Source organism: Alkalihalobacillus bogoriensis ATCC BAA-922 (genome assembly GCF_000621445.1).
GTDB lineage: Bacteria > Bacillota > Bacilli > Bacillales > Bacillaceae_F > Bacillus_AO > Bacillus_AO bogoriense.
Genome location: NZ_JHYI01000006.1, coordinates 53,319 through 75,959, shown reverse-complemented (window position 1 = coordinate 75,959; position 22,641 = coordinate 53,319). Strand labels below are relative to the sequence as shown.

The following is a 22,641-nucleotide window of genomic DNA, read 5'->3' as shown; positions in this document are numbered from 1 at the left end:
CATTTATTTAATTACAATTATCCTATATTGTATGAGTTTGTTAGGGTATTTCATTGATTTTATACAAAACAACCGGAAGGTCAATCGTATGGCTTTCTGGTTGCTTTCTATTGTTTGGGTCTTTCAAACCGTTATATTTATGGCTAGAATGATTGAACTTAACCGTCTCCCGATAATTACACCATTCGAGGGGTTATTTTTTTATGGTTGGGTATTGGTTACGCTTTCGTTATTTATTAATTGGTATTTTCGAGTCGATTTTCTCGTTTTATTTACAAATATCGTTGGTTTTATTATGATGTCGTTTTCGATGTTTACACCAACAGGAGATGTGCCTGAACAATTAGAACAACTTCTCATTTCTGAGTTGTTAATTATCCACGTTATCTTTATTCTTTTATCCTATGTTTTGTTTACGGTTGCTTTTGCATTCTCCCTTCTTTACGTCATGCAGCATCATATGCTGAAACAAAAAAGGTGGGGAAAACGACTTCTTCGGTTTGGAAGCTTATCGAAGCTAGATAAATTGGCATTTGTCACAACGATGATCGGATTTCCGATTCTCGTCATTGGCATTATTTTAGGGTTTGTATGGGCTTCCATAAAACTAGGAGAATTGCCATTTACAGATGCAAAAGTCATTAGCTCTTTAATCGTTTTGTTTATTTATGGGGTTTATTTATATCAACGTGTCGTAAAACTAAATCGCGGCTATTCGATTGCTCTTTTAAATATTGCTGCGTTTTTGCTAGTGCTTATTAATTACTTCTTATCAAGTAATTTTTCTAATTTTCATTTGTGGTATTAATGATAAGCGATAGGACATGATGGTAACAAAAGCCTTCTGTTTTGAACTATCGCTTATTTGCATTATAATTGGTGAAGGAAACGGAAAAATTGGAGGATTCTCATGCGAAAAATAGTTATCGGTTCAAGAAAAAGTAGTTTAGCCTTAACACAAACAGAATGGGTCATTGATCAGTTAAAGCAAACAGGGCTTCCGTACGAATTTGAAATTAAAAAAATCGTAACGAAGGGAGATAAAATACTAGACGTTACCTTATCAAAAGTGGGAGGGAAAGGCTTATTTGTAAAAGAAATCGAACAAGCAATGCAAGATAAAGAAATTGATATTGCGGTTCATAGTATGAAAGATGTTCCCTCAAAACTACAAGAGGGGTTTACGTTAGGTGCTGTCACGAAACGTGTAGACCCTAGAGATGCATTTATTTCTAATGGGCATATCCCACTAGCCGAATTACCTGAAGGCTCAGTTGTCGGAACGAGTAGTTTGCGACGCTCAGCTCAGTTGCTTGCAATGCGTCCTGATTTAAAGGTGCAGTGGATTCGAGGTAATATTGAAACAAGACTTCGCAAGTTAAAGGAAGAAGGCTTTGATGCGATTATTTTAGCTGCAGCTGGTTTAGAACGAATGGGCTGGTCTGATGAAACGGTAACCGAATATATTGACCCAACTGATTGTGTCCCGGCAGTTGGTCAAGGAGCTCTTGGAATTGAATGTCGTGCTGACGATCAAGAAGTAGTTGACTTGCTGCAACATTTAAATGACGAAGAAACAGCAAGAGCGGTCTTAGCTGAACGCACATTTTTACACAGAATGGAAGGCGGCTGCCAAGTTCCGATAGCTGGCTACGGTACAATTAGTGAAGACAATCAAATTCAATTAACTTCATTAGTCGGTTCTCCAGATGGGAAAGTGATTTTAAAAGAAACAATGACAGGAGATAACCCTGTAGCATTAGGAGAAGCGATGGCTGACGCTTTATTACAAGCAGGTGCAAAAGAAATCCTTGATAAAGTGAAACGGGAGCTTGACCAATAATGGGAGATTTACCACTTTCCAATAAACGAATAGTGGTGACAAGGTCAAAAGACCAAGCTCCTGTTTTTTCAGAAAAAATTAAACAATATGGTGGAATCGCTATTGAAGTTCCACTTATAAAAATAAAAGAAGCAGATGACATGAACCCCGTTCTGACGGCGGTTCAACATCTTGACTTCTATGATTGGATCGTATTCACAAGTGTAAATGCCGTTGTTTTCTTTATGGACGCGGTTTACGTACATACGGGTCACAGAAATTTAAAATTCAAAGGTAAAATAGCCGTTGTCGGTGAAAAAACGAAAGAAGCGGTACAGCAGTTTGCTATTGAGCCTTCTTTTATGCCTGATGAGTTTGTTGCAGAAGCATTTGTCACTCAGTTAATACCGTTGTTAAAAAAGGAACACCGTATTTTATTTCCAAAAGGAAACTTAGCGCGAGACATTGTTCCAACATCGCTACGTAAGTATGGCTGTACTGTTGATGATATTGTTGTGTACTCAACAACGATAAATCATGAGGCAAAACCTGAATTGCTTCGTATCCTTAACACTGTAGATGTGATGACATTCACAAGCTCATCAACAGTGACAAATTTCTTTACCCTCCTTCACGATAAACAAGTGAAGGTAGACCATCTTTTGTTTTGCTGTATTGGTCCGATTACAGCAAAAACATTACAAAAATATGGCATCGAAAATCCACTAATCGCAAAACCATATACGATTGATGGGGTAGTGCAATCACTACTTCAGTATTATGAGGAGGAAAAAAAATGAAAGATGTATATTTTACACGTCACCGTCGATTGCGACAGTCATCATCGATTCGAGCAATGGTAAGAGAAACAACATTACATACAGATGATTTAATTTACCCTTTTTTTGTCATTGAAGGAGAACAAACGAAAAATGAAATTCCATCTATGCCAGGTGTTTTTCAACTCTCTCTAGATTATGTAAAAGCCGAAATGGCAGAAGTGGTTGATTTAGGAATTAAAGCAGTCATTGTATTCGGAGTGCCGCATCATAAAGACGAAGTAGGGACATCTGCGTACCATGACCACGGTATTGTGCAAGAAGCCATTCGTTTAATTAAAGAATTTTACCCGGAATTAACAGTTATTGCAGACACTTGTTTATGTCAATTTACCGACCATGGGCATTGTGGTGTCATTGAAGAAGGCAAAGTTTTAAATGATCCAACTCTTGATTTATTAGCGAAAACCGCTGTTTCTCAAGCCAAAGCAGGGGCTGATATTATTGCGCCTTCGAATATGATGGATGGGTTTGTAGCCGCGATTCGTCATGGGTTGGATGAAGCGGGATTTGTCGATGTTCCGATTATGTCCTATGCGGTGAAATATTCTTCTAGTTATTATGGTCCTTTTCGTGATGCTGCGCATAGTTCACCGAAATTCGGTGATAGAAAAACATATCAAATGGATCCTGCCAACCGGTTAGAAGCAATAAGAGAAGCAGAGTCTGACATTGCAGAAGGCGCAGATTTCCTCATTGTAAAACCAGCCCTTTCTTATTTAGATATCATTCGTGAAGTGAAGGACTTTTCTGGTTATCCGGTCGTTGCTTATAATGTGAGTGGTGAATACTCGATGATTAAAGCGGCTAGCCAAAATGGATGGATTGATGAAAAACAGGTTGTTCTTGAAACGTTGACAAGTATGAAGCGTGCAGGTGCTGATTTAATATTAACGTATTTTGCAAAAGATGTGGCACGTTGGCTTAGCTCTAACAATCATAGTGAGGTGAAGTAAAATGAAGATGGAACGTTCAAAGCAAGCATTTGCAAAAGCAAAACCGGTCATGCCAGGTGGTGTAAATAGTCCTGTTCGTGCGTTTAAATCAGTGAAAATGGACCCTATCTTTATGGAGCGTGGAAAAGGCTCAAGAATTTATGACATTGATGGCAATGAATATATTGATTATGTTTTATCATGGGGTCCGCTCATTTTAGGACATGCCGATGACCGCGTTGTTGAAGAACTAAAGAAAACCGTAGAATTAGGGACAAGCTTTGGTGCGCCGAATGAGCTTGAAACGAAATTAGCAGAGCTCGTCATCGACAGAGTTCCGTCCATTGAAGTTGTTCGTATGGTCAATTCGGGTACGGAAGCAACGATGAGTGCACTCCGATTAGCGAGAGGATATACAGGAAGAAATAAAATTGTGAAGTTTGAAGGTTGTTACCATGGTCATGGCGATTCACTTCTTATTAAAGCGGGATCAGGTGTAGCTACATTAGGTTTACCAGATAGTCCAGGCGTTCCAGAATCAGTCGCTCAAAACACGTTAACTGTCCCTTATAATGATATCGAAAGTATTGAACTTGCATTTGATAAATTCGGGGATGATATTGCAGGAGTTATCGTTGAGCCAGTTGCTGGGAATATGGGCGTTGTGCCACCATTACCTGGTTTTTTACAACAATTGCGAGACATCACAACTAAACATGGAAGCTTATTAATATTTGATGAAGTTATGACCGGGTTTCGTGTCGATTACCATTGTGCACAAGGTCATTTTGGTGTCACACCCGATTTAACTTGTTTAGGAAAAGTAATTGGCGGAGGCTTACCTGTTGGTGCTTATGGTGGAAAACGTGAAATCATGGAACAAATTGCACCAAGTGGACCAATCTATCAAGCGGGTACGCTGTCAGGAAATCCATTAGCGATGACGGCAGGATATGAAACACTGGTTCAACTGACAGAACAAGATTATACAGTGTTTCGTCAGTTAGGAGAAAAATTAGCGAGTGGGTTATCAGAAGCAGCAAAAGAATTTGAGATTCCACATACGACTAATCTAGCGGGTTCAATGGTAGGCTTTTTCTTTACTGATAAAAAAGTCACAAATTTTGCTGAAGCTTCAACATCAAATCTTGATTTATTTGCGGCTTACTTTAAAGAAATGCTTGCACAAGGAATTTCACTTCCACCATCTCAATTTGAAGGTATGTTTTTATCAACAAAACATACGGAAGCAGATATTGATGCCACAATTGCTGCAGCAAAAATAGCATTTTCAAAAATTGTCTAAAGGAACAAGGAAGAAAACTTGCAAAAGATGAAAGCGGTTTGATTAGCAGGAGGAACGGAATGTCATGAAAGTCAAAAAAGCATTGAATAATAATGTTGTCATTGCCCAACATCCTGAATATGAGGAAGTTGTTTTAATTGGGAAAGGGATTGGGTTTAATAAAAAGCAAGGGGAGCAAGTGGAATCCGACGTTGCAGAAAAGTTTTTTGTATTAAAAGATAAGAAAGAACAAGAGCAATATAAAGAGCTATTAACGTATGTTGATGAATCTTTTGTTGGCTTGATGAATGAACTGACAACATTAATTCAAAAGCGGTTTCAGGTACAAGTTCATGAACATATCCATGTTGCTTTAACCGACCATTTATATTTTGCGATAAAAAGGGTGAAACAAGGGCTTGGGATTAGCAATCCGTTTTTAATTGAAACGGAATTAGCGTATCCAAAAGAGTATGCACTAGCAACCGAAATCGTAGAGTGGTTAAACGAAAAATTGAGTATTGTCATTCCAGAAGGAGAAATTGGTTTTATTGCCCTTCATATTCATAGTGCTCTAACAAGAAGGCCATTATCTGAAGTAAACCGTCATACTCAACTTATTGCGACTCTCATTGAAGTGATTGAGCTTTCTTTATCGTTACAAATTGACCGTAAAGACATTCATTATCTACGACTTGTGCGACATTTGCATGATGCAATTGATCGGGTGGAAAAAGGAAGTTATGACGAAAATCAAAACGCCTTAGCAAAAGTATTGCAAGAACAATATCCGATTTGTTATAATCTTTCGTGGAAACTAATCAAAATCATGCAAAAAGCCATTAAGAAAACGATTCCAGAAGCAGAAGCGGTTTATTTAACAATGCATTTGCAACGATTATCAAAACAATAAAATAAAGTACATTTTTTTACGTGTTACTGGTAAAGCAGGCATGAGAGGAAAAAAAGTACGTCTCATAAACGAAAGGGCATAATCCTTTTGTTTTTGATGCATACTTTTCGTATCCACTCATGTCTTTTTTATTGTTTTTATTTCCACAACAAAAAAGGAGGAAATCTATATGTTTAAAAAAGCGTTTGGTGTGTTACAACGTGTCGGTCGGGCGCTAATGACTCCAGTTTCGGTACTACCTGCAGCTGGTTTGTTATTAGGACTAGGACATGAAAATGTCTTAAATATTCCGATTATGGCACAAGCAGGTGGGGTTGTTTTTGATAACTTACCACTATTATTTGCTATCGGTGTCGCGATTGGACTTGCTGATGGAGACGGTGTCGCAGGGTTAGCGGCTGTAATTGGCTTCCTTGTCATGAATACGACACTAGGGATTATGGCAGGTTATCAAGGAGCAGAAACTGTCAATATTTTAGGAATTGAAACGCTCCAAACAGGAGTGTTTGGTGGAATTATTATGGGGCTTGTCGCTGCTGCATTATATAAGCGGTTTTATAATATTGAGCTGCCCCAATTTTTGGGCTTCTTTGCTGGAAAACGATTTGTTCCGATTATTACAGCGGCAACAGCGGTATTACTAGGAATTGCATTTGTTTATATTTGGCCACCGATTCAAGGTGTGATTGATTGGTTTTCCCATTTAGCAACTGAAACAGGAACAACGGTTGCCGCGTTTATTTTTGGTTTTACCCAACGTGCATTAATTCCATTTGGTCTTCACCATATTTTCTATCAGCCATTTTGGTTTGAATTTGGTAACTTTGAAGGTGTAAGAGGGGATATGACACGTTTCTTTGCAGGAGACCCAACAGCAGGTACATTTATGGCGGGGTTATTCCCGTTCATGTTATTTGGTCTTCCAGCTGCTGCATTAGCGATTTATCATGAGGCAAAACCTGAGCGTAAAAAAATGGTTGGTGGAATTATGGCATCAGCTGCACTAACAAGCTTTTTAACGGGGATTACAGAGCCGATTGAATTTGCCTTTTTGTTTGTTGCTCCTGTGTTATTTTTAATTCACTGCGTATTTGCTGGACTATCGTTTGTTGTGATGGATTTATTAGGAGTTAAGGCAGGGTTTACATTCTCTGGTGGGTTTATAGATTATGTCCTTTATTGGAATTTATCGACAAACTCCTGGCTCATTATACCGGTCGGGCTCGTCTTTGCGGTTATTTATTATTTTGGATTCCGATTTGCGATTCGAAAGTGGAATTTGAAAACACCTGGTCGTGAAGATGCAGAAGATGAAAGTGATGAAGTAAGCGATGGCACAACAAATGAATTACCATATGAAATTTTACAAGCGTTAGGTGGAAAAGAAAACTTAACAAATCTAGATGCTTGTATCACTCGATTACGTGTGTCTGTGCGTCATCCTGGCGATGTAAATAAAGACAAGCTGAAAAAGCTTGGAGCAAGTGGTGTGTTAGAAATGGGGAATAATATCCAAGCAATATTTGGACCTCGCTCTGACCAATTAAAAACACAAATTCAAGCGATTATAAAAGGAAACACACCTCCGCCTGTGGAGAAAAAAGCAGAAAAAACAAAAGAAGTTTCTTCTAGTACAGGTACGGTTTCCATTCATGCACCATTAGAAGGAAAACTTCTTCCTATTTCAGCAGTTCCTGACCAAGTGTTTTCAAGCAAAATGATGGGAGATGGATTTGCGATTGAACCAAAGGATGGTTTAGTTGTTTCACCTGTTGACGGTAAAATTGTCAACATCTTCCCAACAAAACATGCACTTGGTATTGAAACTGATACTGGAAAAGAAATATTAATTCATGTTGGAATTGATACGGTCAACTTAAAAGGAGAAGGCTTTGAAACATTAGTTGAACAAGGTGCAACGATTACAAAAGGTCAATCTTTACTACGATTTGACTTAGAGTTTATCCAAAACAATGCAACATCTATTATTACTCCAATTGTTTTTACGAACTTAGATGATACTGAACAATTGGTAGTAAAAGATTTAAGTTTTGCTGCAGCTAATACAGAAGTGGCAGAGATTAAGAAAAAATAATAAGTGTATTGGAGGAAGGCTGTCGAGAAATCTCTCGGTAGCCTTCTTTAGTTTGTTTATGGTAAATAAGCGGCCATGAAAACAGTTATCTGTGAACATGGCTAGCGTTTTGGAACGTTGGCGGACACAGGAGCAGTTAATCATAATATATCGCTAGGAATAGAGTTGCTTTTGCGTGAATAAGGGCTCCTGTGGCCACTAAAAAACAGAAACCCGTATCATGTTCACAAATAAGGGCTGCTCTGACCTAAAAAAATGATTTCTATACTTCTGCAAATATGTCCTAACGAGTAATGCGGGTCGGAAGTGACATTCTAGTAACGAAAAAATATATAAAAAAAGACATATTCATTTCCCACCCTCCATAAAGATGTAGTAGTGGGGGGAACACCTTCTCTCCTGTAATTTACAAGTTTTATACATAAATCGTAAAGCCTTGTCATAGGTTTTACTGTACAGACCATGACCGTAACAAAAAGTGTAGATAATAGATTTCGAAGGAGGAACGCATTGTGACCCAAGATCATCCATCTAAATTATCATTTTCGATTGAGGAGTCAGTGTGGCTCAATAAAGGTCAAGAAATTTCAGAAGTATTATCAATGTCATTAGACCCAGAAATTACAATTGAAGAAAGTGCTGACCATGTTTTTATCCGTGGTGGCCTTCAATTAAAAGGCGAGTACCGCCCGAAAACAGAACAAGAGATGGCAAATCAAGAGCGTGAGGATTCACGTGATGATTTACATTTTCGTTCAATTGAAGAAATTTCATTATCAGATGAAGGAATTGGTGAAATTAAACATTATTTTCCGATTGATGTGACGATTCCATTGAACCGCATTAATAACTTAGAAGATGTGTATGTTGAAGTGGAGACATTTGATTATGATTTACCTGAAAGAAGTTGCATTCAGTTGACTGCTGATGTCACGATAAGCGGTATGTCGACAACAACACAAGAACGTACAAACGAACAACAAGAGCAACAAGAACTAGCTCAATCTCAAGTTCCCCCAATCCCACCGGTACAACCTGATGTGTTTCAACCGTTTCGTTTCGAAGCAAAGAAACAAGCAGAGCCTGTTATGAAAGAAGAAAATACAGTGAAGATGGAACCAGGAGAAATAGAAGCCCCTTCCACAGTTGAACAAAAAGAAGTGGCTGAACAAATTGAAGAAACAGTAGTAAAGACAGAAGTGACTGAAGAGATTGACCGTGAACCGATAGAAGAATCAGTTGAATCCAAGCCGGAGCCCGTAATCGAGGCTAGACCTGAACCAACAGTACAAACGAACATTCAAGCAAAAGTAGAACAAAAACAAGAAGAAAAGACGTTACAAGCTGTTGCGGCAGGCGGAAGTCCTCGTTTTGAAGGAGAGGAGAGTGGAACAACGATCGAAAAGACCGTAGATAAACCGATCGCTCCAATGGTGACAGAACCTAAATTAGAAGAAGAGCCTGTTCCACAAGTTGTTGCTGCCCCTCGTGCTGAAAGAACAAAAGAAGAGGAGCCTGTTTTACAAAGTTATGAAGAACCTCTTGTTGAAGAAGAAGTGGAAGAAGTAAGTCGTGATGAAAAAGATACAGGTTCAGGCTTATCGACGTTAAAAGGAATCGCCAACAATCAAATGCCTGAGATTGCATTTTCTGCAAGTGAGCCCGAAGAAGAGTTAGAACCGGACCGTGAAGAAGATGGAGAAGAAAGTGACCGTCCATCTATGAAAAATGAAAATGCATTATATTTAACAAAAATGCTCACAAATGGAGAAGAAGAATTTTCTAAGCTAAGAATGTGTATCATTCAAGAAAATGAATCATTGGATATGATTGCAGAGCGTTATGAAGTTCAAGCGAGTCAACTTGTTCGAATTAATAAACTAGAAAGTGAACAAATTGAACAAGGACAAATTTTATATATTCCAATTGTTAGAGCAAAAAAAGAATAGTAGGAGTAGGGAAGATAGATGGAACTTCTTGAAAAAATAAAACAAGAATATGGTTATACGACAGTTAAACAAGTTGGAAAAGATAGAATTCAAACAAATAAAGGTATAAAAAATGTACGGATATGGGAAGATGAACGATTGCTTCAATGGCATATTTCTTGGCGAGAGGAATGTAGTCGTCCCCCGTTTATCATGACAGATCGCATGATACGTACAATAAACAATAATATGGAAGTTCCCTATGAAAAAGGGTGGCTTACACTTCATGATGAGGTGGCCACCCTCTCTCCAATCAGACAAGCAGAACAAAAATGGGGAAATCTTTTCGGGCATATGTTTCAGTATGGACTCGAGCAAGACAAAAGAAAGCTTAGCTTTGTTGAACACGAGTATTTCTTTCCCTCGATTGAACAAATTCAACAGCAGCTACACTTAATAGCAGAAAGTGAAAAAAAGCTCATTTCCACATGTTATAAAGAAGCTAGAGGACGAGCAGATAAAGCGAGTGACATTATTGAGAAAAACAATCATGTCGTGTTGCCCATTTGCGATCCTATTCATTCTCTTACACAATTAAAAGAAGATGCTTCAGTCCTTTTTTTTGAAGGAACTGCAAAAAATCCAGAAATAGGCTATCGTTCCTTTAGTATGTTTGTTTTAGAGTGGTGGAGAAAGGAAGCTGAGTCTTCATTGTTTTTATTATTAGATGGGATTTCAGAAAGGTTTGAACTTATCAAATCAAGACAACTTTCATTTCTCATTGCAGAATTATTATATCCGACCGAATATATAGAATGTGTCACTAATATAGAAGATACGGAAAAATGGTACAAGCGTGTAGACGATATGAAACAGACATGGAATGAAAAACAACAACTTGTCCAAGTACTAGTAGAATGGTCGAACAAAAGAACAGAAAAGGAGGGAAATGATGACAACCAGAGAAGATTGGGATAAGTTAGCACCGATATTATTTCATTATGATCTTTATCCTCAACAAATCGAAAGAAAGGGTAGAGTTTTTAAAATCTATTCACAGCAAGGCACTTATGCACTGAAAGAATCAGTGATGTTATGGGAAGAAGCACAAACATTTTCGCACCATATTCGGAGACTTGCAAGGCTCCAATACCAATCTGTTATTCCTATCATTCCAACGAAGTACGGCGAATTAACATTATCAACAGAGCAACATACGTATTATGTAATGCCTTGGATTGAAAACGAACCATACGAAGATAGAGAATCAAGAGAGCAGAAGATCATGAATCAAATGGGGATAATCCATCACTTAACATCTAAATCACAAACATATGAACAAGATGCGATGGAAGAATCTTACCAAACATTAGTGAAAAGATGGGAGTTGCGAAGACTAGAACTTGAACGGTTTATTGATTTAGCTGAGCAAAAAGTGTACATGTCACCATTTGAACTCACCTTCATGACACATGCACATCAACTATTACTCATGATGGACGAAGCGAAACGGTGTGCAGGAAAATGGTTTGATGGGGTAAAGGAAAAAGAGAAATATAGAACGGTCCTTTGTCATGGGAAATTGTCAAGGAAACATGTTCACTTTACGGCCTACGGCGAACCGCTTCTTTTTAATTTTGAACGCGCATCACTTGACACACCAGCTCGAGATCTTGCTTTATTTTGTCGTCATTCTTTTGCCTATGCTTTATGGAATGATAATGAGTTGAAGCATTGGTTAGCAACATATGAAGCGCATTTACCACTGTTTGAAGAAGAAAAGCAATTATTGCTTGGTTATTTGCATTTTCCAGAGCCGGTTTTATTTTCAATCGACACGTATATGAACAACCGAGCTTCATTAAGTGAATTAAATCATGTTCGCCGGTTAGAAAAACGCTTGTTTACGATGAGAAAGGTACATCAGCTGAAAACGATATTATTTCCTCCCGAAGTAAAACAAACATAAACATATAGTAGCTCGCCCATAATCGGGTGAGCTTTAAACGAAAAGACGCTCCCGCGTTTTTCTTTAACGGAGGGCGTTTGAATTGTGTTTTAGGGTTCTATTGGACAAAACAAAAGTAAAATCGGAAAGAAGTGTCTAATAGGAATGCTCTATTGGACAAAACAAAAGTAAAATCGGAAAGAAGTGTCTAATAGGAATGCTCTATTGGACAAAACAAGAGTAAAAACGGAGAGAAATGTCTAATAGGAAGGTTCTATTGGACAAAACGAGTGCAAAAACGGAAAGAAGTGTCTAATAGAAGGCTTCTATCAGCTTGTTTGTTTAGTGTGTGATGAAAGATTTAATGGATGGTGGCGGTCCGATGACACCACCAATGTTTTTCTATGAAACTTGGGAGGAGAAATGTATCCTGAGTATTATAATGGGGTACATGGAGTAGAGTACAGGTTTTTTCAATTTGCAGGAAACAAAAAAGGACTGAGTGAGGTGGGGTTCCTCACTCAGTTTTTCTTACAAGATAAGAGTATAAAAGTTTTGAAGGCTTATTCAAGAAGAGCGAAGGCTGCGCACCTGCGCGTTTCACCCCAAGAAAAACACTTGGGGTTCACTATCAAAAGCGGGCAGGGCTCCGCACTTCGCTTGAAACGAAAAGACGCTCCCGCGTTTTTCTTATTGTTTAGGAAACTATAAAATAGTCGACTTGTGTATAGCATTGTTTTAATAAATTCTTAGAATGAATGAGGGACTTGGAGTACTATGAGACAAGCAAGAAAAGACCTAAGTGAATTATTCAACACTTGGGTCGGATTTATCGCGATAGCAATTTTGTTGTTTATGATAAGTAAGCGGCCATGAAAACCGTTATCTGTGAACATTACTAGCGTTTTGGAACGTTGGCGGACACAGGAGCAGTTAATCATAATATATCGCTAGGAATAGAGTTGCTTTTGCGTGAATAAGCGCTCCTGTGGCCGCGAAAATGAAACATGGCATGTGTTGGTTGTTCATCATACACTTCACTTGAAACGAAAAGACGCTCCCGCGTTTTTCTTAAATAACCCCTAAAAGAAACAATCCGTAAACAATCACAAGTATTGTTAATAAAATAACATCAAACGTTGTAGGAAGTAAAAGCGTTCGAATAAATTGAAAACAAACGATATAAAAAATACATTGGTAAATCACTTGCCGAAAACGGACGAGCCATAATGGTGGACGAAATTTACGTCTTGGCATTTTCATAGCTCCTCTCCATAGTATGTTACTATTACGATATGCTTTTTAAGCTTGAATGTGAGTAGAGAGAGGCAAGTTGAATAGAAAAGAAAAAAATGGCTATGCTTATATTGACGAATGAAATCAAAAAAAGGTAGAATATAGCAAGATAATAAAATTCTAAACTGCAATGACAGGGAAGAGTAAATTCGGATGCCTTTTAGAGAGAAAAATCAGAGCTGAAAGATTTTTCAGGATGTACGAATTGAAGGTCGCCCAATGAGCAGCTTACTTGAACGTTCAAGCGAATGAGTAAAGTAAGCCGGTGAGAACCGTTACATTTACTGAGGTGTGCAAGTGTATTTTGCTTGCAAACAAAGGTGGTACCGCGAGAGATACTCTCTTCGTCCTTTGAGGCGAAGGGAGTTTTTTATATTTTTTTAGAAAACAAAGGAGGAACACACATGGCAAATCAAGATCTTTCAATGCCAACAAAATATAATCCGCAAGAAACAGAAGCGAAATGGTATCCGTATTGGGTCGAAGGGAAGTTTTTTGAGGCAACAGGTGACGAGAGTAAAAAGCCGTATACCATTGTTATCCCCCCACCAAATGTGACAGGGAAATTGCATTTAGGTCATGCATGGGATACAACATTACAAGATATATTAATTCGAACAAAACGAATGCAAGGCTATGATGCACTTTGGCTTCCTGGGATGGACCACGCTGGAATTGCGACTCAAGCAAAAGTGGAAGGGAAACTAAAAGAAGAAGGATTATCTCGTTATGATTTAGGACGGGAAAAATTCCTCGAAAAATCTTGGGAATGGAAAGAAGAGTATGCTTCCTTTATACGCTCTCAATGGTCAAAGCTCGGTCTTGCCCTTGATTACTCACGAGAACGATTTACATTAGATGAAGGTTTATCGAAGGCTGTACGAGAAGTGTTTGTTCGTTTATATGAAAAAGGCTTAATCTATCGTGGAGAATATATTATTAACTGGGACCCACAAACGAAAACAGCGTTGTCTGATATCGAAGTGATATATAAAGACGTACAAGGTCATTTTTATCATATGAAATACCCACTAGCAGACGGTTCAGGTCATATTGAAGTTGCCACAACTCGACCAGAAACAATGCTAGGGGATACAGCGGTTGCCGTACACCCAGAAGATGAAAGATACAAACATTTAATAGGCAAAATGGTAAAACTACCGATTGTTAATCGAGAAATTCCGATTGTCGCAGATGATTATGTCGATATGGAATTTGGTTCAGGTGCGGTTAAAATAACACCAGCTCATGATCCAAATGACTTTGAAATTGGAAACCGTCATAATTTAGAAAGAATTCTCGTCATGTCAGAAGATGGGAAAATGAATGAAAATGCTGGAAAATACAAAGGTCTTGATCGTTTTGAATGCCGAAAACAAATTGTGAAAGATTTGCAAGAAGCAGATATTCTTTTTCATATTGAAGACCATATGCATTCCGTTGGGCATTCAGAGCGTAGTGGCGCAGTGGTAGAACCATACTTGTCGACGCAATGGTTTGTAAAAATGGAACCTTTAGCAAAACAAGCGATTGAATTGCAAAAGTCAAATGACAAAGTAAACTTTGTACCAGACCGATTTGAAAAAACATATCTGCACTGGATTGAAAACATCAGAGACTGGTGTATTTCAAGACAATTATGGTGGGGACACCGAATTCCTGCTTGGTATCATAAAGAAACAGGAGAAGTTTATGTAGGGCATGAAGCTCCTAGTGATATTGAAAATTGGGAACAAGATGAAGATGTATTAGATACGTGGTTCAGCTCAGCATTGTGGCCGTTTTCAACAATGGGTTGGCCCGATAAAGAAGCACCAGATTTCAAACGATATTATTCCACAGATGTGTTAGTAACAGGATATGACATTATTTATTTTTGGGTAGCCCGAATGATATTCCAAGGATTAGAATTCACAGATGAACGTCCATTTAAAGATGTGCTCATTCATGGGTTAGTTAGAGATTCCCAAGGAAGAAAAATGAGTAAGTCGCTTGGAAATGGTGTTGACCCGATGGATGTTATCGACAAATATGGAGCAGATGCACTGCGATTCTTCTTATCAACAGGGAGTTCCCCAGGAAATGATCTTCGTTTTTATTGGGAAAAAGTCGAATCAACGTGGAACTTTGCAAATAAAATTTGGAATGCGTCCAGGTTTGCCCTGATGAATATGGATGGATTAACATATGATGAAATTGATATATCAGGAGAAAAGACAATTGCCGACAAATGGATATTGACGCGTCTTCAAGAAACAATTGACGATGTAACGAGATTAATTGACGCGTATGAGTTTGGTGAAGTAGGACGGATCTTATATAACTTTATATGGGATGATTTCTGTGATTGGTATATTGAAATGGCGAAACTGCCGTTAACCGGTGATGATGAAGAAGCGAAAAAGACGACAAGATCAGTTCTTGCTTATGTATTAGACCACACTCTTCGACTATTACATCCAATTATGCCGTTTATTACCGAGGAAATATGGCAACATTTGCCGCATGAAGGCGATTCAATTACTGTAGCTGCATGGCCAACGAAAAAGGTTGAATTAGTATTTGAAGATGCTGTAAAAGATTTTACACTGTTAAAAGATATTATTCGTTCTGTTAGAAATACTCGTTCAGAATTAAATGTTCCGATGAGTAAGCAGATTGAACTTCATATCAAACCAAAAGATGAAGAAGTTTACACACAATTAAAACGTGGGCAGCAATATATTGAAAGATTTTGTAACCCTAGTGAATTAAAAATGGCAACAGATTTATCAACTCCAGAAAAATCGATGTCGAATGTGTTAACTGGAGTCGAGTTATTCCTTCCGCTAGCAGGACTACTAGATTTAGATGCGGAAATAGCCCGACTTGAAAAAGAAGTGGCAAAACTTGATAAAGAAGTTGAAAGAGTTCAGAAAAAATTAAGTAATCAAGGGTTTATTGCTAAAGCTCCTGAACAAGTGATTGTGGAAGAACGTGCGAAGGAAAAAGACTATATTGAAAAAAGAGAGACAGTAAAAGCTCGTATTGCAGAATTAAAACAGTAAAATAAGGAGGATGCCCATAGGAAAGATCATGTGGGCATCCTTTCCATATTTGATGAAAAAGGAGTAGTAAAGTGAAAACGATGGAAGAGGCAGTTCAATGGGTGGAAAGTTTACTCGCGTTTGGTATTAAACCGGGTTTAGAAAGAATGGAATGGATGCTAGCAAAACTCGGTTACCCCCATAAGAAGAGCCAGTTTATTCATGTCGGAGGAACAAATGGGAAAGGATCTACGGTATCCTTTTTGCGACATACTCTTGTCGAAGCAAATTATAATGTGGGGACATTTACTTCTCCTTATATTGAACAATTTAATGAACGGATTATGATTAATGGTGTACCGATTCCAGATGCTGATGTCGTCGCTATCGCAAATGACATAAAGCCACTTGTCGATGAATTGGCAAATACACATTATGGGTCCCCGACAGAGTTTGAAGTCATTACAGTGATGGCATTTGTTTATTTTTCTATGGTCAAACCTGATATTGTTGTAATGGAAGTTGGGTTAGGTGGCCGATTAGATTCAACAAATGTTCTTACACCAATGATGTCATTATTAACGAATGTGGGGTTTGACCATGTTCATATATTAGGAGAAACAAAACAAGAAATTGCTAAAGAAAAAGCTGGAATTATAAAAAAAGAAGTTCCTGTAATTACAACAGCAGAAGATGAGGAAGTTGTCACGGTGTTTCAACAACAAGCTGTGGAAATGGAAGCTGACTTTTATCAACTAGAAGAAGATTTCACATATGATAACGGTGTGATTGATGGAAAAGAGCAAATTAATTTTCGTTCCTCATTATGGTCAGTGGATCACATTACATTATCGCTTAAAGGGAAACATCAAGTAAAAAATGTAGCATTAGCGATGATGGCTTTAGCGTTGTTAAAAACAAAATACGGATTTGAGTTAACAGATGAACAAATTCGAATGGGAATTGAAAAAACAAGTTGGCCAGGTCGTTTTGAGCAAATCGAAGCTGAGCCAACTGTTATTCTCGATGGTGCACACAACCCAGAAGGAATCGAAGTACTAAAAGATACATTACAACGGTTTTATGGAGGAAAAAAAATCTGTTTGCTGTTTGCGGCAACAGTAGAAAAAGATGTGAATCAATTGCTCCATCCGTTATATGACATCGTGTACTCCATTATCTTTACAACATTTGATTTTCCAAGAGCACAATCCGCAGAGCAATTGTATACCAACTCTACTTTTGACAATAAACAGTTTGAACCGAACTGGAAGCTAGCGATCCAACAAATGAGAGAGTCTATTACAAGTGATGATATTTTATTAATTACAGGTTCATTATATTTTATCGGTGAAGTCAGAAAATACCTTCTTCATCAACCCGAATAGAAGCAATGGGGAATTTCCTCTATTTGCTTCTTTTTTTTGTCATTTTTTGTTTACATTTATCATCCATTAGTGCTACATTTGAAGTAGTTATAAAGTTCTTGTTTTGCAGATAAATCAAGAGTTTACATACGAAATTGATTCAATAGTCACAACGAGGGCAAGTGATAGATTAATTGATGAAGGAGGATAAAAAGGATGAAGACGTTAAAAGGATTACATGGACTTATTGTATTTATTCTTATTTTTTCGCTCGTGATACCACAACCATTCATCGACAAAGCAGATGCTAATTCGCCTACATCGAAGATTGAAGTGTTGGAAATTACCGATACTGGTAGTTCGGTGTTACAAAGCCGGCTAAATAGTAATTTCTATAATATTCATACTGTTAGAATGAAGGAATTTGTTTCTCTCAGATATGAATTAGATGGTAAATATGACATGGTTTTTATTGCAAATGGCACTTATAGCCCTACGACAATTGGAACATTAACAACAAATGAGCAAAGAATTGCAGCACATGACACAACTAATGTGATGAATGATATAACGAATTTAAAGCTTACTGAAATTGAGAATGATTTTTTGAAACAAGGTCAACTCGTCGTTGTTCATAATACAGTACTATCTCAAAGAGGAAAATTAGGGACAACTTTAACAAGGTGGAATAATGAAAAAAAGTATAGTTCAAATTTACGAGTTATTACTCAAAATTCTCAAGCAAGTACAGTCATTAGCAACTTTTTTCAAAACAACCCAAAGAAACCAGCTATGAATATCATAACAAAACCAACTGTATATAGCGGGAATTCGTCTTCTGTTTATCGGGCAGGGGATGTAGTTTCTTTTGAAGTGAATACGGTTCAAAATGGAATAGCGAACCTTTATATTGATGCCGATTTTAATCATTACTATGAGGAAAAAGAATTAGTGGGCACAGCAAAAATTGTCGATGGAAAAGCTACTATTCATTATAAACTACCAAAAGGGTTTTCTGGTTTGCGTTATTGGAAGTTTGAGGTAATCGATGCTTCAACAAACTTGAAATCCTATGATACGGGGGCATTTAAGTTTCGGGATGAAAAAATGAAGGTGAGAGTACTACAAGTTCTTCCGACTACAGTAAATTTAGAGAGTGCACTAAATAAGTCAAATAACATGAACCAACAATATTTATCGAGTGAAGACTATCAAATCGATATCGATATTATTACAATGACACAGTTTAATAATCAATACCATCGCCAATTAAATGGTGTCTATGATATGTTAATTTTCGGATTTGTGGATGAGTATAACGTCCGAGCGAATTTAAATGACGCACCTGCTAATTCAGTAAAGACATTTATAGCTACCGGTCAAAGTGTTATGTTTACCCATGATACGATTTACAGATTACCGACAGAAAGCAATTGGGGTCGTTTTATGGAAGACACAGGTCAAGTGTTCCCACGAACCAATATGGGGTTAAATGCTGTCAATCCATCAAGAAGTACAAAAAGAATCAATACTGGACTATTAACAACGTATCCTTTTGAGCTAGGGGATTCAATTGAAATTGCGACGACACATAACCAATACTACACACTCGATTTAGAAGATAGGAACGTGATTCCTTGGTATAACATTATAGGTAGTAATCGTGATATTTATGATAGCTGGAATCATTATTACACGTATTCAAAAGGAAACGTAACGTACTCTGGAACAGGGCATACAAATACGGGATTCCCAGATCAAGAACAAAAATTATTTGTAAACACGATGTACCGAGCTTTTATCGGTTCAAACCATGCACCGATGTTAAATGTGTTGGCACCAAAACCAAATGCAACCTATTACAAAGGTCAACTCGTGAACCTTGTATATGAAGTGTATGACTATGACTTAACTGACCATTCGTTAAAAACAGAAGTGTTTGTTAATAACCAAAGAGTATTTGCTAACGATAAGTTATCCAACCCAGCCCTTGTTAGAACAACACTTTCAACGGATGACCTTCGAATCGGGGAAAATCGTATTCGAATTGAAGCAACAGATGAATCTGGGGCAAAAGTGGTCGAGCAGTTTTCTATCTTTGTTGATGAAACAGAAGCGGTTGTGAACCGTTACTTATCGAAAGAAAATGTGCTTGTAAATGAAACAACAACATTACATCATCAAGTTGATTTGCATAAATTTTTAATTTGGGATCATTTCGATGAGCAGCATGGAGTATTAAATCATGTATTTCCGATTGGTGTTACACGAGATATTCCAACATCCCAACAACCCATCGATATTTTAAGTCGTGAAAATGCAGGGAAATGGGGATATCTTCGTTTAGATGGAAGTGGAAACAGTGCATTGAGGCAAGCTGTGCAACAAGCTATAGATGGTCAAGGAGATTTAAGTTACGCCGTGGGGGATCAAGTTGGTCCAGAAACGGGTAATAATTCAAACGTTGATCGAATGATTTCCGATTGGCTCCGAGATAAAGGCCCGCAGTATGTGAATGTTCCTGTCGTTGATACATTCGAATTTGGTGGCTCAAGCACTGACCATACGATAATAGGATTTGCGACTGTGAAACTCACTTATCGAGATGGGACAGTGTATGCTGAATATGGTGGTGTACCTTCATCTGTATCGTATCCACCGCTTCGCCAAGTCACGTATACAGAAACATTATCACCAGGTATTGAAGTTATGAACGTAATAAGTGAGGCACCAATTCGCAGCTGGGACGTGAAAAACAATAAATTAACGATTTATTTTGAAGATATCCCTTTCCCACAACAAAAAGATATGGTGAATATAGGCTTTGATGTAGAAATAAAACCGATAGACCAAGGTCGTTATCTTTTAAGTGATGGAAAATTAAATGTCATTACACCGAGTCTTGAGCAAAAATCATTTACATTTAATGAAGTTGTTTTAGATAGTCGTTATGCGGTGCAACGAGTAGAAGTGACAAGTTGCCCGAACCCATTACAATATGGTGAAGAAGCATTGTTACAGTTCGCTGTGTATCCAGAGCAAGCATTAAAACATCCACAAGCCGTTCAATCGGCACAGTGGATTTCAAGTAACCGTGACATTCTAGATGTCGATGCGACAGGGAAAGTAAAGGCGAAATATCCTGGTCATGCAACAATTCAAGTGAGGGTAAACGATGTAGACAATGTTGACCCAACAAGTGACTATTTATATTCAGAGCCATGCGCAATTCATGTCCAACCACTTCAAGTGTCATTATCTGGACCAACTGAGATGTATGAAGGAGATTCACATCCAATTTCGATTCAGTCTCCTTATTCAGGTACTTATGATGTGACATGGACAAGTAGCTCACCTGCAAGTCTGACCGTTGGAAAAACAGATAGTCAAACAGGCTCAATTCAAGCGAAAGCACCAGGTTCGGTCGTCATTACTGTGACAGGTACGATTAATGGAATCCCGTTTGAATCAACAACACATCAAGTTGCGGTTAAGGAAATTGGTTTTGCAGTAGAAGGACCATCAGGCATGAGAATTGGGCAGTCTGAAACGATTTCGCTTTTGATTAGTCCATCACAATATAATGATTCTGTTCAAAATGTGACATGGACTTCAAGTCACCCTGACATTGTCAGTGTCCAACCTTGGACAGATACAGATGCTCGTGTGGTGGCTAAGGAAAATGGAATCGCTGAAATAAAAGTAACCGCGATTGTCAATGGTATATATAAAGAAGCAACATTTGTAATCGAAGTAGGAGGCTCATCTGTCACACCACCAGTCGGTGGTAACCGACCAGGTGGGCGCTGGTAATAGAGGGGCGGAATAGATGTCGTATGTTTACGTGTAACGGACATCTATTCCGCTATTTTGTGAAAAATATGCTTTTTCGCATTGTTTACGGACATCTGTTCCGTTAACTAGGCAAAAATAGCTTTAAAACGAAGCAGTTTTTCAAGTATAACGGAACGAATGACCATAAGCATTTGATAAATGGAGCTTTTTATTAAAATAGCGGAACGTATGTCCGTTAGAAATCTCAGCATCTATTACAGATAACACGTAACATAACAAAAGTGCTCTAGAAAACGCTTTTATAAACGAATGGAGGTTTCTATGAAGCGGTATTTACTATTAGTTTTCACTGCCATTTTCATGAGCGGGTGTTTTTCATCGAATGTAAATCAAACTCCTACACTTACAGAAGAAGAAAATACCGCATTTTTCGCTGCCTTGTTAGCCGGTCATAATGACGAGGTAGTCGACTGGGTTGAAAAAGGAGCGGACCTAAATCAAAGGAATGATTTAGGCTTAACACCGTTGTTATTTACGATTGAGGCAGAACATCATGATACAGCGATGCTGTTAATTGAATTAGGAGCCAACACATCACAAGAGTTTTATGAAAATGGGGAACTTCTTCATCTTGCTGCTTTTTGGGATAGTCAAGACATCGTAACTTATCTTATGGAGCATGAGCAGTATGATATCGACCAACCGAATGCAACAGGTTCAACACCAATAATATTGGCCCTTTCACAAGGATTTAAAGACATGGCAATCTTGCTCTTAGATTACGGTGCATCTGTGGATGTGAAAAATGATTCGGGCTGGAGTCCCCTTCATCAAGTGATTGTAGACGGGCAAATGGATTTAATAGAACTTTTTCTTGATCGAGGAGCAGAGCTTCACCCAGATGAAAACGGTCTTACTCCACTCATGGTCGCATCACTTTATAATTATCCAGAAATCGTTTCATTGCTCCTTGGGTACGATGATAATGCATCCGTCAATGCAACCGATGAATATGGAAAAACGGCTTTAATGATTGCGAGTGAGAACGGCTATACAAAAATAGTAAACATATTATTAAAAGCAGGGGCTGATGCTTCAATTGAAACAGATGACGGATATACAGCTGAAGAGCTAGCAAAATTAGATGGACATGAAGATATTGTTGAAAAATTGGCTAATAACAAAAAGAAGTAAATACTTTATGCTGATGAAAATAAACCATTCATAAGTAAAAACACATGTGATTTTACATCAGAATCATATGTGTTTTTTTGTTGTTACTTGAGTGTTTTATTACTACATAGACATTCACGCATCGAATCATTAAGGTGGAAATAGATATTTTCTTCTGTGATTTGGCATGTGAATTCGACTGTTGGTAAGAAAACAATT

16 protein-coding genes and 1 other annotated feature are annotated in these 22,641 nt (G+C 37.9%); of the genes, 15 read left to right on the top strand and 1 reads right to left on the bottom strand.

Annotated elements, in window-relative coordinates:
- Window positions 1–31: 31 nt before the first annotated feature.
- From T323_RS0100405 to T323_RS0100355, 11 genes are all read left to right on the top strand, one after another.
- Window positions 32–808 carry a cytochrome C assembly family protein gene (locus T323_RS0100405; protein WP_051556301.1) on the top strand — a complete coding sequence of 259 codons (777 nt, stop codon included), beginning with the start codon at window positions 32–34 and terminating at the stop codon, window positions 806–808.
- 102 nt (window positions 809–910) lie between these two features.
- Entirely contained in the window at window positions 911–1,843 is a 933-nt protein-coding gene (gene hemC, locus T323_RS0100400; protein WP_026671514.1) for a hydroxymethylbilane synthase, read from the top strand.
- The gene (locus T323_RS0100395; protein WP_035177147.1) at window positions 1,843–2,622 is read left to right on the top strand and encodes a uroporphyrinogen-III synthase; all 780 of its coding nucleotides are present in this window, start codon (window positions 1,843–1,845) and stop codon (window positions 2,620–2,622) included. Before hemC ends, T323_RS0100395 begins: the two co-directional genes overlap by 1 nt.
- Window positions 2,619–3,617, top strand: coding sequence for a porphobilinogen synthase (gene hemB, locus T323_RS0100390; RefSeq protein ID WP_026671512.1), 999 nt, complete (start codon window positions 2,619–2,621; stop codon window positions 3,615–3,617). Before T323_RS0100395 ends, hemB begins: the two co-directional genes overlap by 4 nt.
- Before the next feature lie 7 nt (window positions 3,618–3,624).
- Window positions 3,625–4,902 carry a glutamate-1-semialdehyde 2,1-aminomutase gene (gene hemL, locus T323_RS0100385; RefSeq protein ID WP_373279312.1) on the top strand — a complete coding sequence of 426 codons (1,278 nt, stop codon included), beginning with the start codon at window positions 3,625–3,627 and terminating at the stop codon, window positions 4,900–4,902.
- Between the two features lie 64 nt (window positions 4,903–4,966).
- Window positions 4,967–5,794 carry a glucose PTS transporter transcription antiterminator GlcT gene (gene glcT, locus T323_RS0100380; RefSeq protein ID WP_026671510.1) on the top strand — a complete coding sequence of 276 codons (828 nt, stop codon included), beginning with the start codon at window positions 4,967–4,969 and terminating at the stop codon, window positions 5,792–5,794.
- A 169-nt stretch (window positions 5,795–5,963) separates the two neighbouring features.
- Window positions 5,964–7,889 carry a glucose-specific PTS transporter subunit IIBC gene (gene ptsG / locus T323_RS0100375; RefSeq protein ID WP_026671509.1) on the top strand — a complete coding sequence of 642 codons (1,926 nt, stop codon included), beginning with the start codon at window positions 5,964–5,966 and terminating at the stop codon, window positions 7,887–7,889.
- Between the two features lie 512 nt (window positions 7,890–8,401).
- Window positions 8,402–9,838, top strand: coding sequence for a stage VI sporulation protein D (gene spoVID, locus T323_RS0100370; RefSeq protein ID WP_026671508.1), 1,437 nt, complete (start codon window positions 8,402–8,404; stop codon window positions 9,836–9,838).
- An 18-nt stretch (window positions 9,839–9,856) separates the two neighbouring features.
- On the top strand, window positions 9,857–10,795 hold the full coding sequence (locus T323_RS0100365) for a hypothetical protein (protein WP_026671507.1): 939 nt from the start codon (window positions 9,857–9,859) through the stop codon (window positions 10,793–10,795).
- Complete coding sequence (gene ysxE / locus T323_RS0100360; protein ID WP_051556273.1) at window positions 10,770–11,786, top strand: spore coat protein YsxE; 1,017 nt, start codon at window positions 10,770–10,772, stop codon at window positions 11,784–11,786. The genes T323_RS0100365 and ysxE overlap by 26 nt, the downstream gene beginning before the upstream one ends.
- Before the next feature lie 402 nt (window positions 11,787–12,188).
- Entirely contained in the window at window positions 12,189–12,476 is a 288-nt protein-coding gene (locus T323_RS0100355) for a hypothetical protein (RefSeq protein WP_026671505.1), read from the top strand.
- A gap of 360 nt (window positions 12,477–12,836) precedes the next feature.
- Here the strand turns inward: T323_RS0100355 and T323_RS0100350 are convergent, their stop codons facing one another.
- Window positions 12,837–13,022, bottom strand: a complete 186-nt coding sequence (locus T323_RS0100350) for a YszA family small membrane protein (protein WP_026671504.1) — start codon at window positions 13,020–13,022, stop codon at window positions 12,837–12,839.
- A gap of 160 nt (window positions 13,023–13,182) precedes the next feature.
- Window positions 13,183–13,416: a binding site (T-box leader), on the top strand.
- Between the two features lie 49 nt (window positions 13,417–13,465).
- Here T323_RS0100350 and T323_RS0100345 point away from each other — a divergent pair.
- From T323_RS0100345 to T323_RS0100330, 4 genes are all read left to right on the top strand, one after another.
- A complete protein-coding gene (locus tag T323_RS0100345) occupies window positions 13,466–16,108 on the top strand; it encodes a valine--tRNA ligase (protein ID WP_026671503.1) in 2,643 nt (880 codons plus the stop codon).
- An 80-nt stretch (window positions 16,109–16,188) separates the two neighbouring features.
- The gene (locus T323_RS0100340; protein WP_035177311.1) at window positions 16,189–17,475 is read left to right on the top strand and encodes a bifunctional folylpolyglutamate synthase/dihydrofolate synthase; all 1,287 of its coding nucleotides are present in this window, start codon (window positions 16,189–16,191) and stop codon (window positions 17,473–17,475) included.
- A gap of 195 nt (window positions 17,476–17,670) precedes the next feature.
- Window positions 17,671–21,267 (top strand): Ig-like domain-containing protein, encoded by a 3,597-nt coding sequence (locus T323_RS27720; protein ID WP_026671501.1) that lies wholly within the window; start codon window positions 17,671–17,673, stop codon window positions 21,265–21,267.
- A gap of 303 nt (window positions 21,268–21,570) precedes the next feature.
- The gene (locus T323_RS0100330) at window positions 21,571–22,443 is read left to right on the top strand and encodes an ankyrin repeat domain-containing protein (RefSeq protein ID WP_026671500.1); all 873 of its coding nucleotides are present in this window, start codon (window positions 21,571–21,573) and stop codon (window positions 22,441–22,443) included.
- Window positions 22,444–22,641 lie beyond the last annotated feature (198 nt).

Coding starts and splice junctions, on each gene's coding strand:
- T323_RS0100350 (WP_026671504.1), bottom strand. CDS start 13,022: ATGCCAAGACGTAAATTTCGTCCACCATTATGGCTCGTCCGTTTTCGG.
- T323_RS0100330 (WP_026671500.1), top strand. CDS start 21,571: ATGAAGCGGTATTTACTATTAGTTTTCACTGCCATTTTCATGAGCGGG.
- hemL (WP_373279312.1), top strand. CDS start 3,625: ATGGAACGTTCAAAGCAAGCATTTGCAAAAGCAAAACCGGTCATGCCA.
- T323_RS0100365 (WP_026671507.1), top strand. CDS start 9,857: ATGGAACTTCTTGAAAAAATAAAACAAGAATATGGTTATACGACAGTT.
- ysxE (WP_051556273.1), top strand. CDS start 10,770: ATGACAACCAGAGAAGATTGGGATAAGTTAGCACCGATATTATTTCAT.
- T323_RS27720 (WP_026671501.1), top strand. CDS start 17,671: ATGAAGACGTTAAAAGGATTACATGGACTTATTGTATTTATTCTTATT.
- T323_RS0100355 (WP_026671505.1), top strand. CDS start 12,189: ATGTATCCTGAGTATTATAATGGGGTACATGGAGTAGAGTACAGGTTT.
- hemB (WP_026671512.1), top strand. CDS start 2,619: ATGAAAGATGTATATTTTACACGTCACCGTCGATTGCGACAGTCATCA.
- T323_RS0100345 (WP_026671503.1), top strand. CDS start 13,466: ATGGCAAATCAAGATCTTTCAATGCCAACAAAATATAATCCGCAAGAA.
- T323_RS0100395 (WP_035177147.1), top strand. CDS start 1,843: ATGGGAGATTTACCACTTTCCAATAAACGAATAGTGGTGACAAGGTCA.
- glcT (WP_026671510.1), top strand. CDS start 4,967: ATGAAAGTCAAAAAAGCATTGAATAATAATGTTGTCATTGCCCAACAT.
- ptsG (WP_026671509.1), top strand. CDS start 5,964: ATGTTTAAAAAAGCGTTTGGTGTGTTACAACGTGTCGGTCGGGCGCTA.
- hemC (WP_026671514.1), top strand. CDS start 911: ATGCGAAAAATAGTTATCGGTTCAAGAAAAAGTAGTTTAGCCTTAACA.
- T323_RS0100340 (WP_035177311.1), top strand. CDS start 16,189: ATGGAAGAGGCAGTTCAATGGGTGGAAAGTTTACTCGCGTTTGGTATT.
- T323_RS0100405 (WP_051556301.1), top strand. CDS start 32: ATGAGTTTGTTAGGGTATTTCATTGATTTTATACAAAACAACCGGAAG.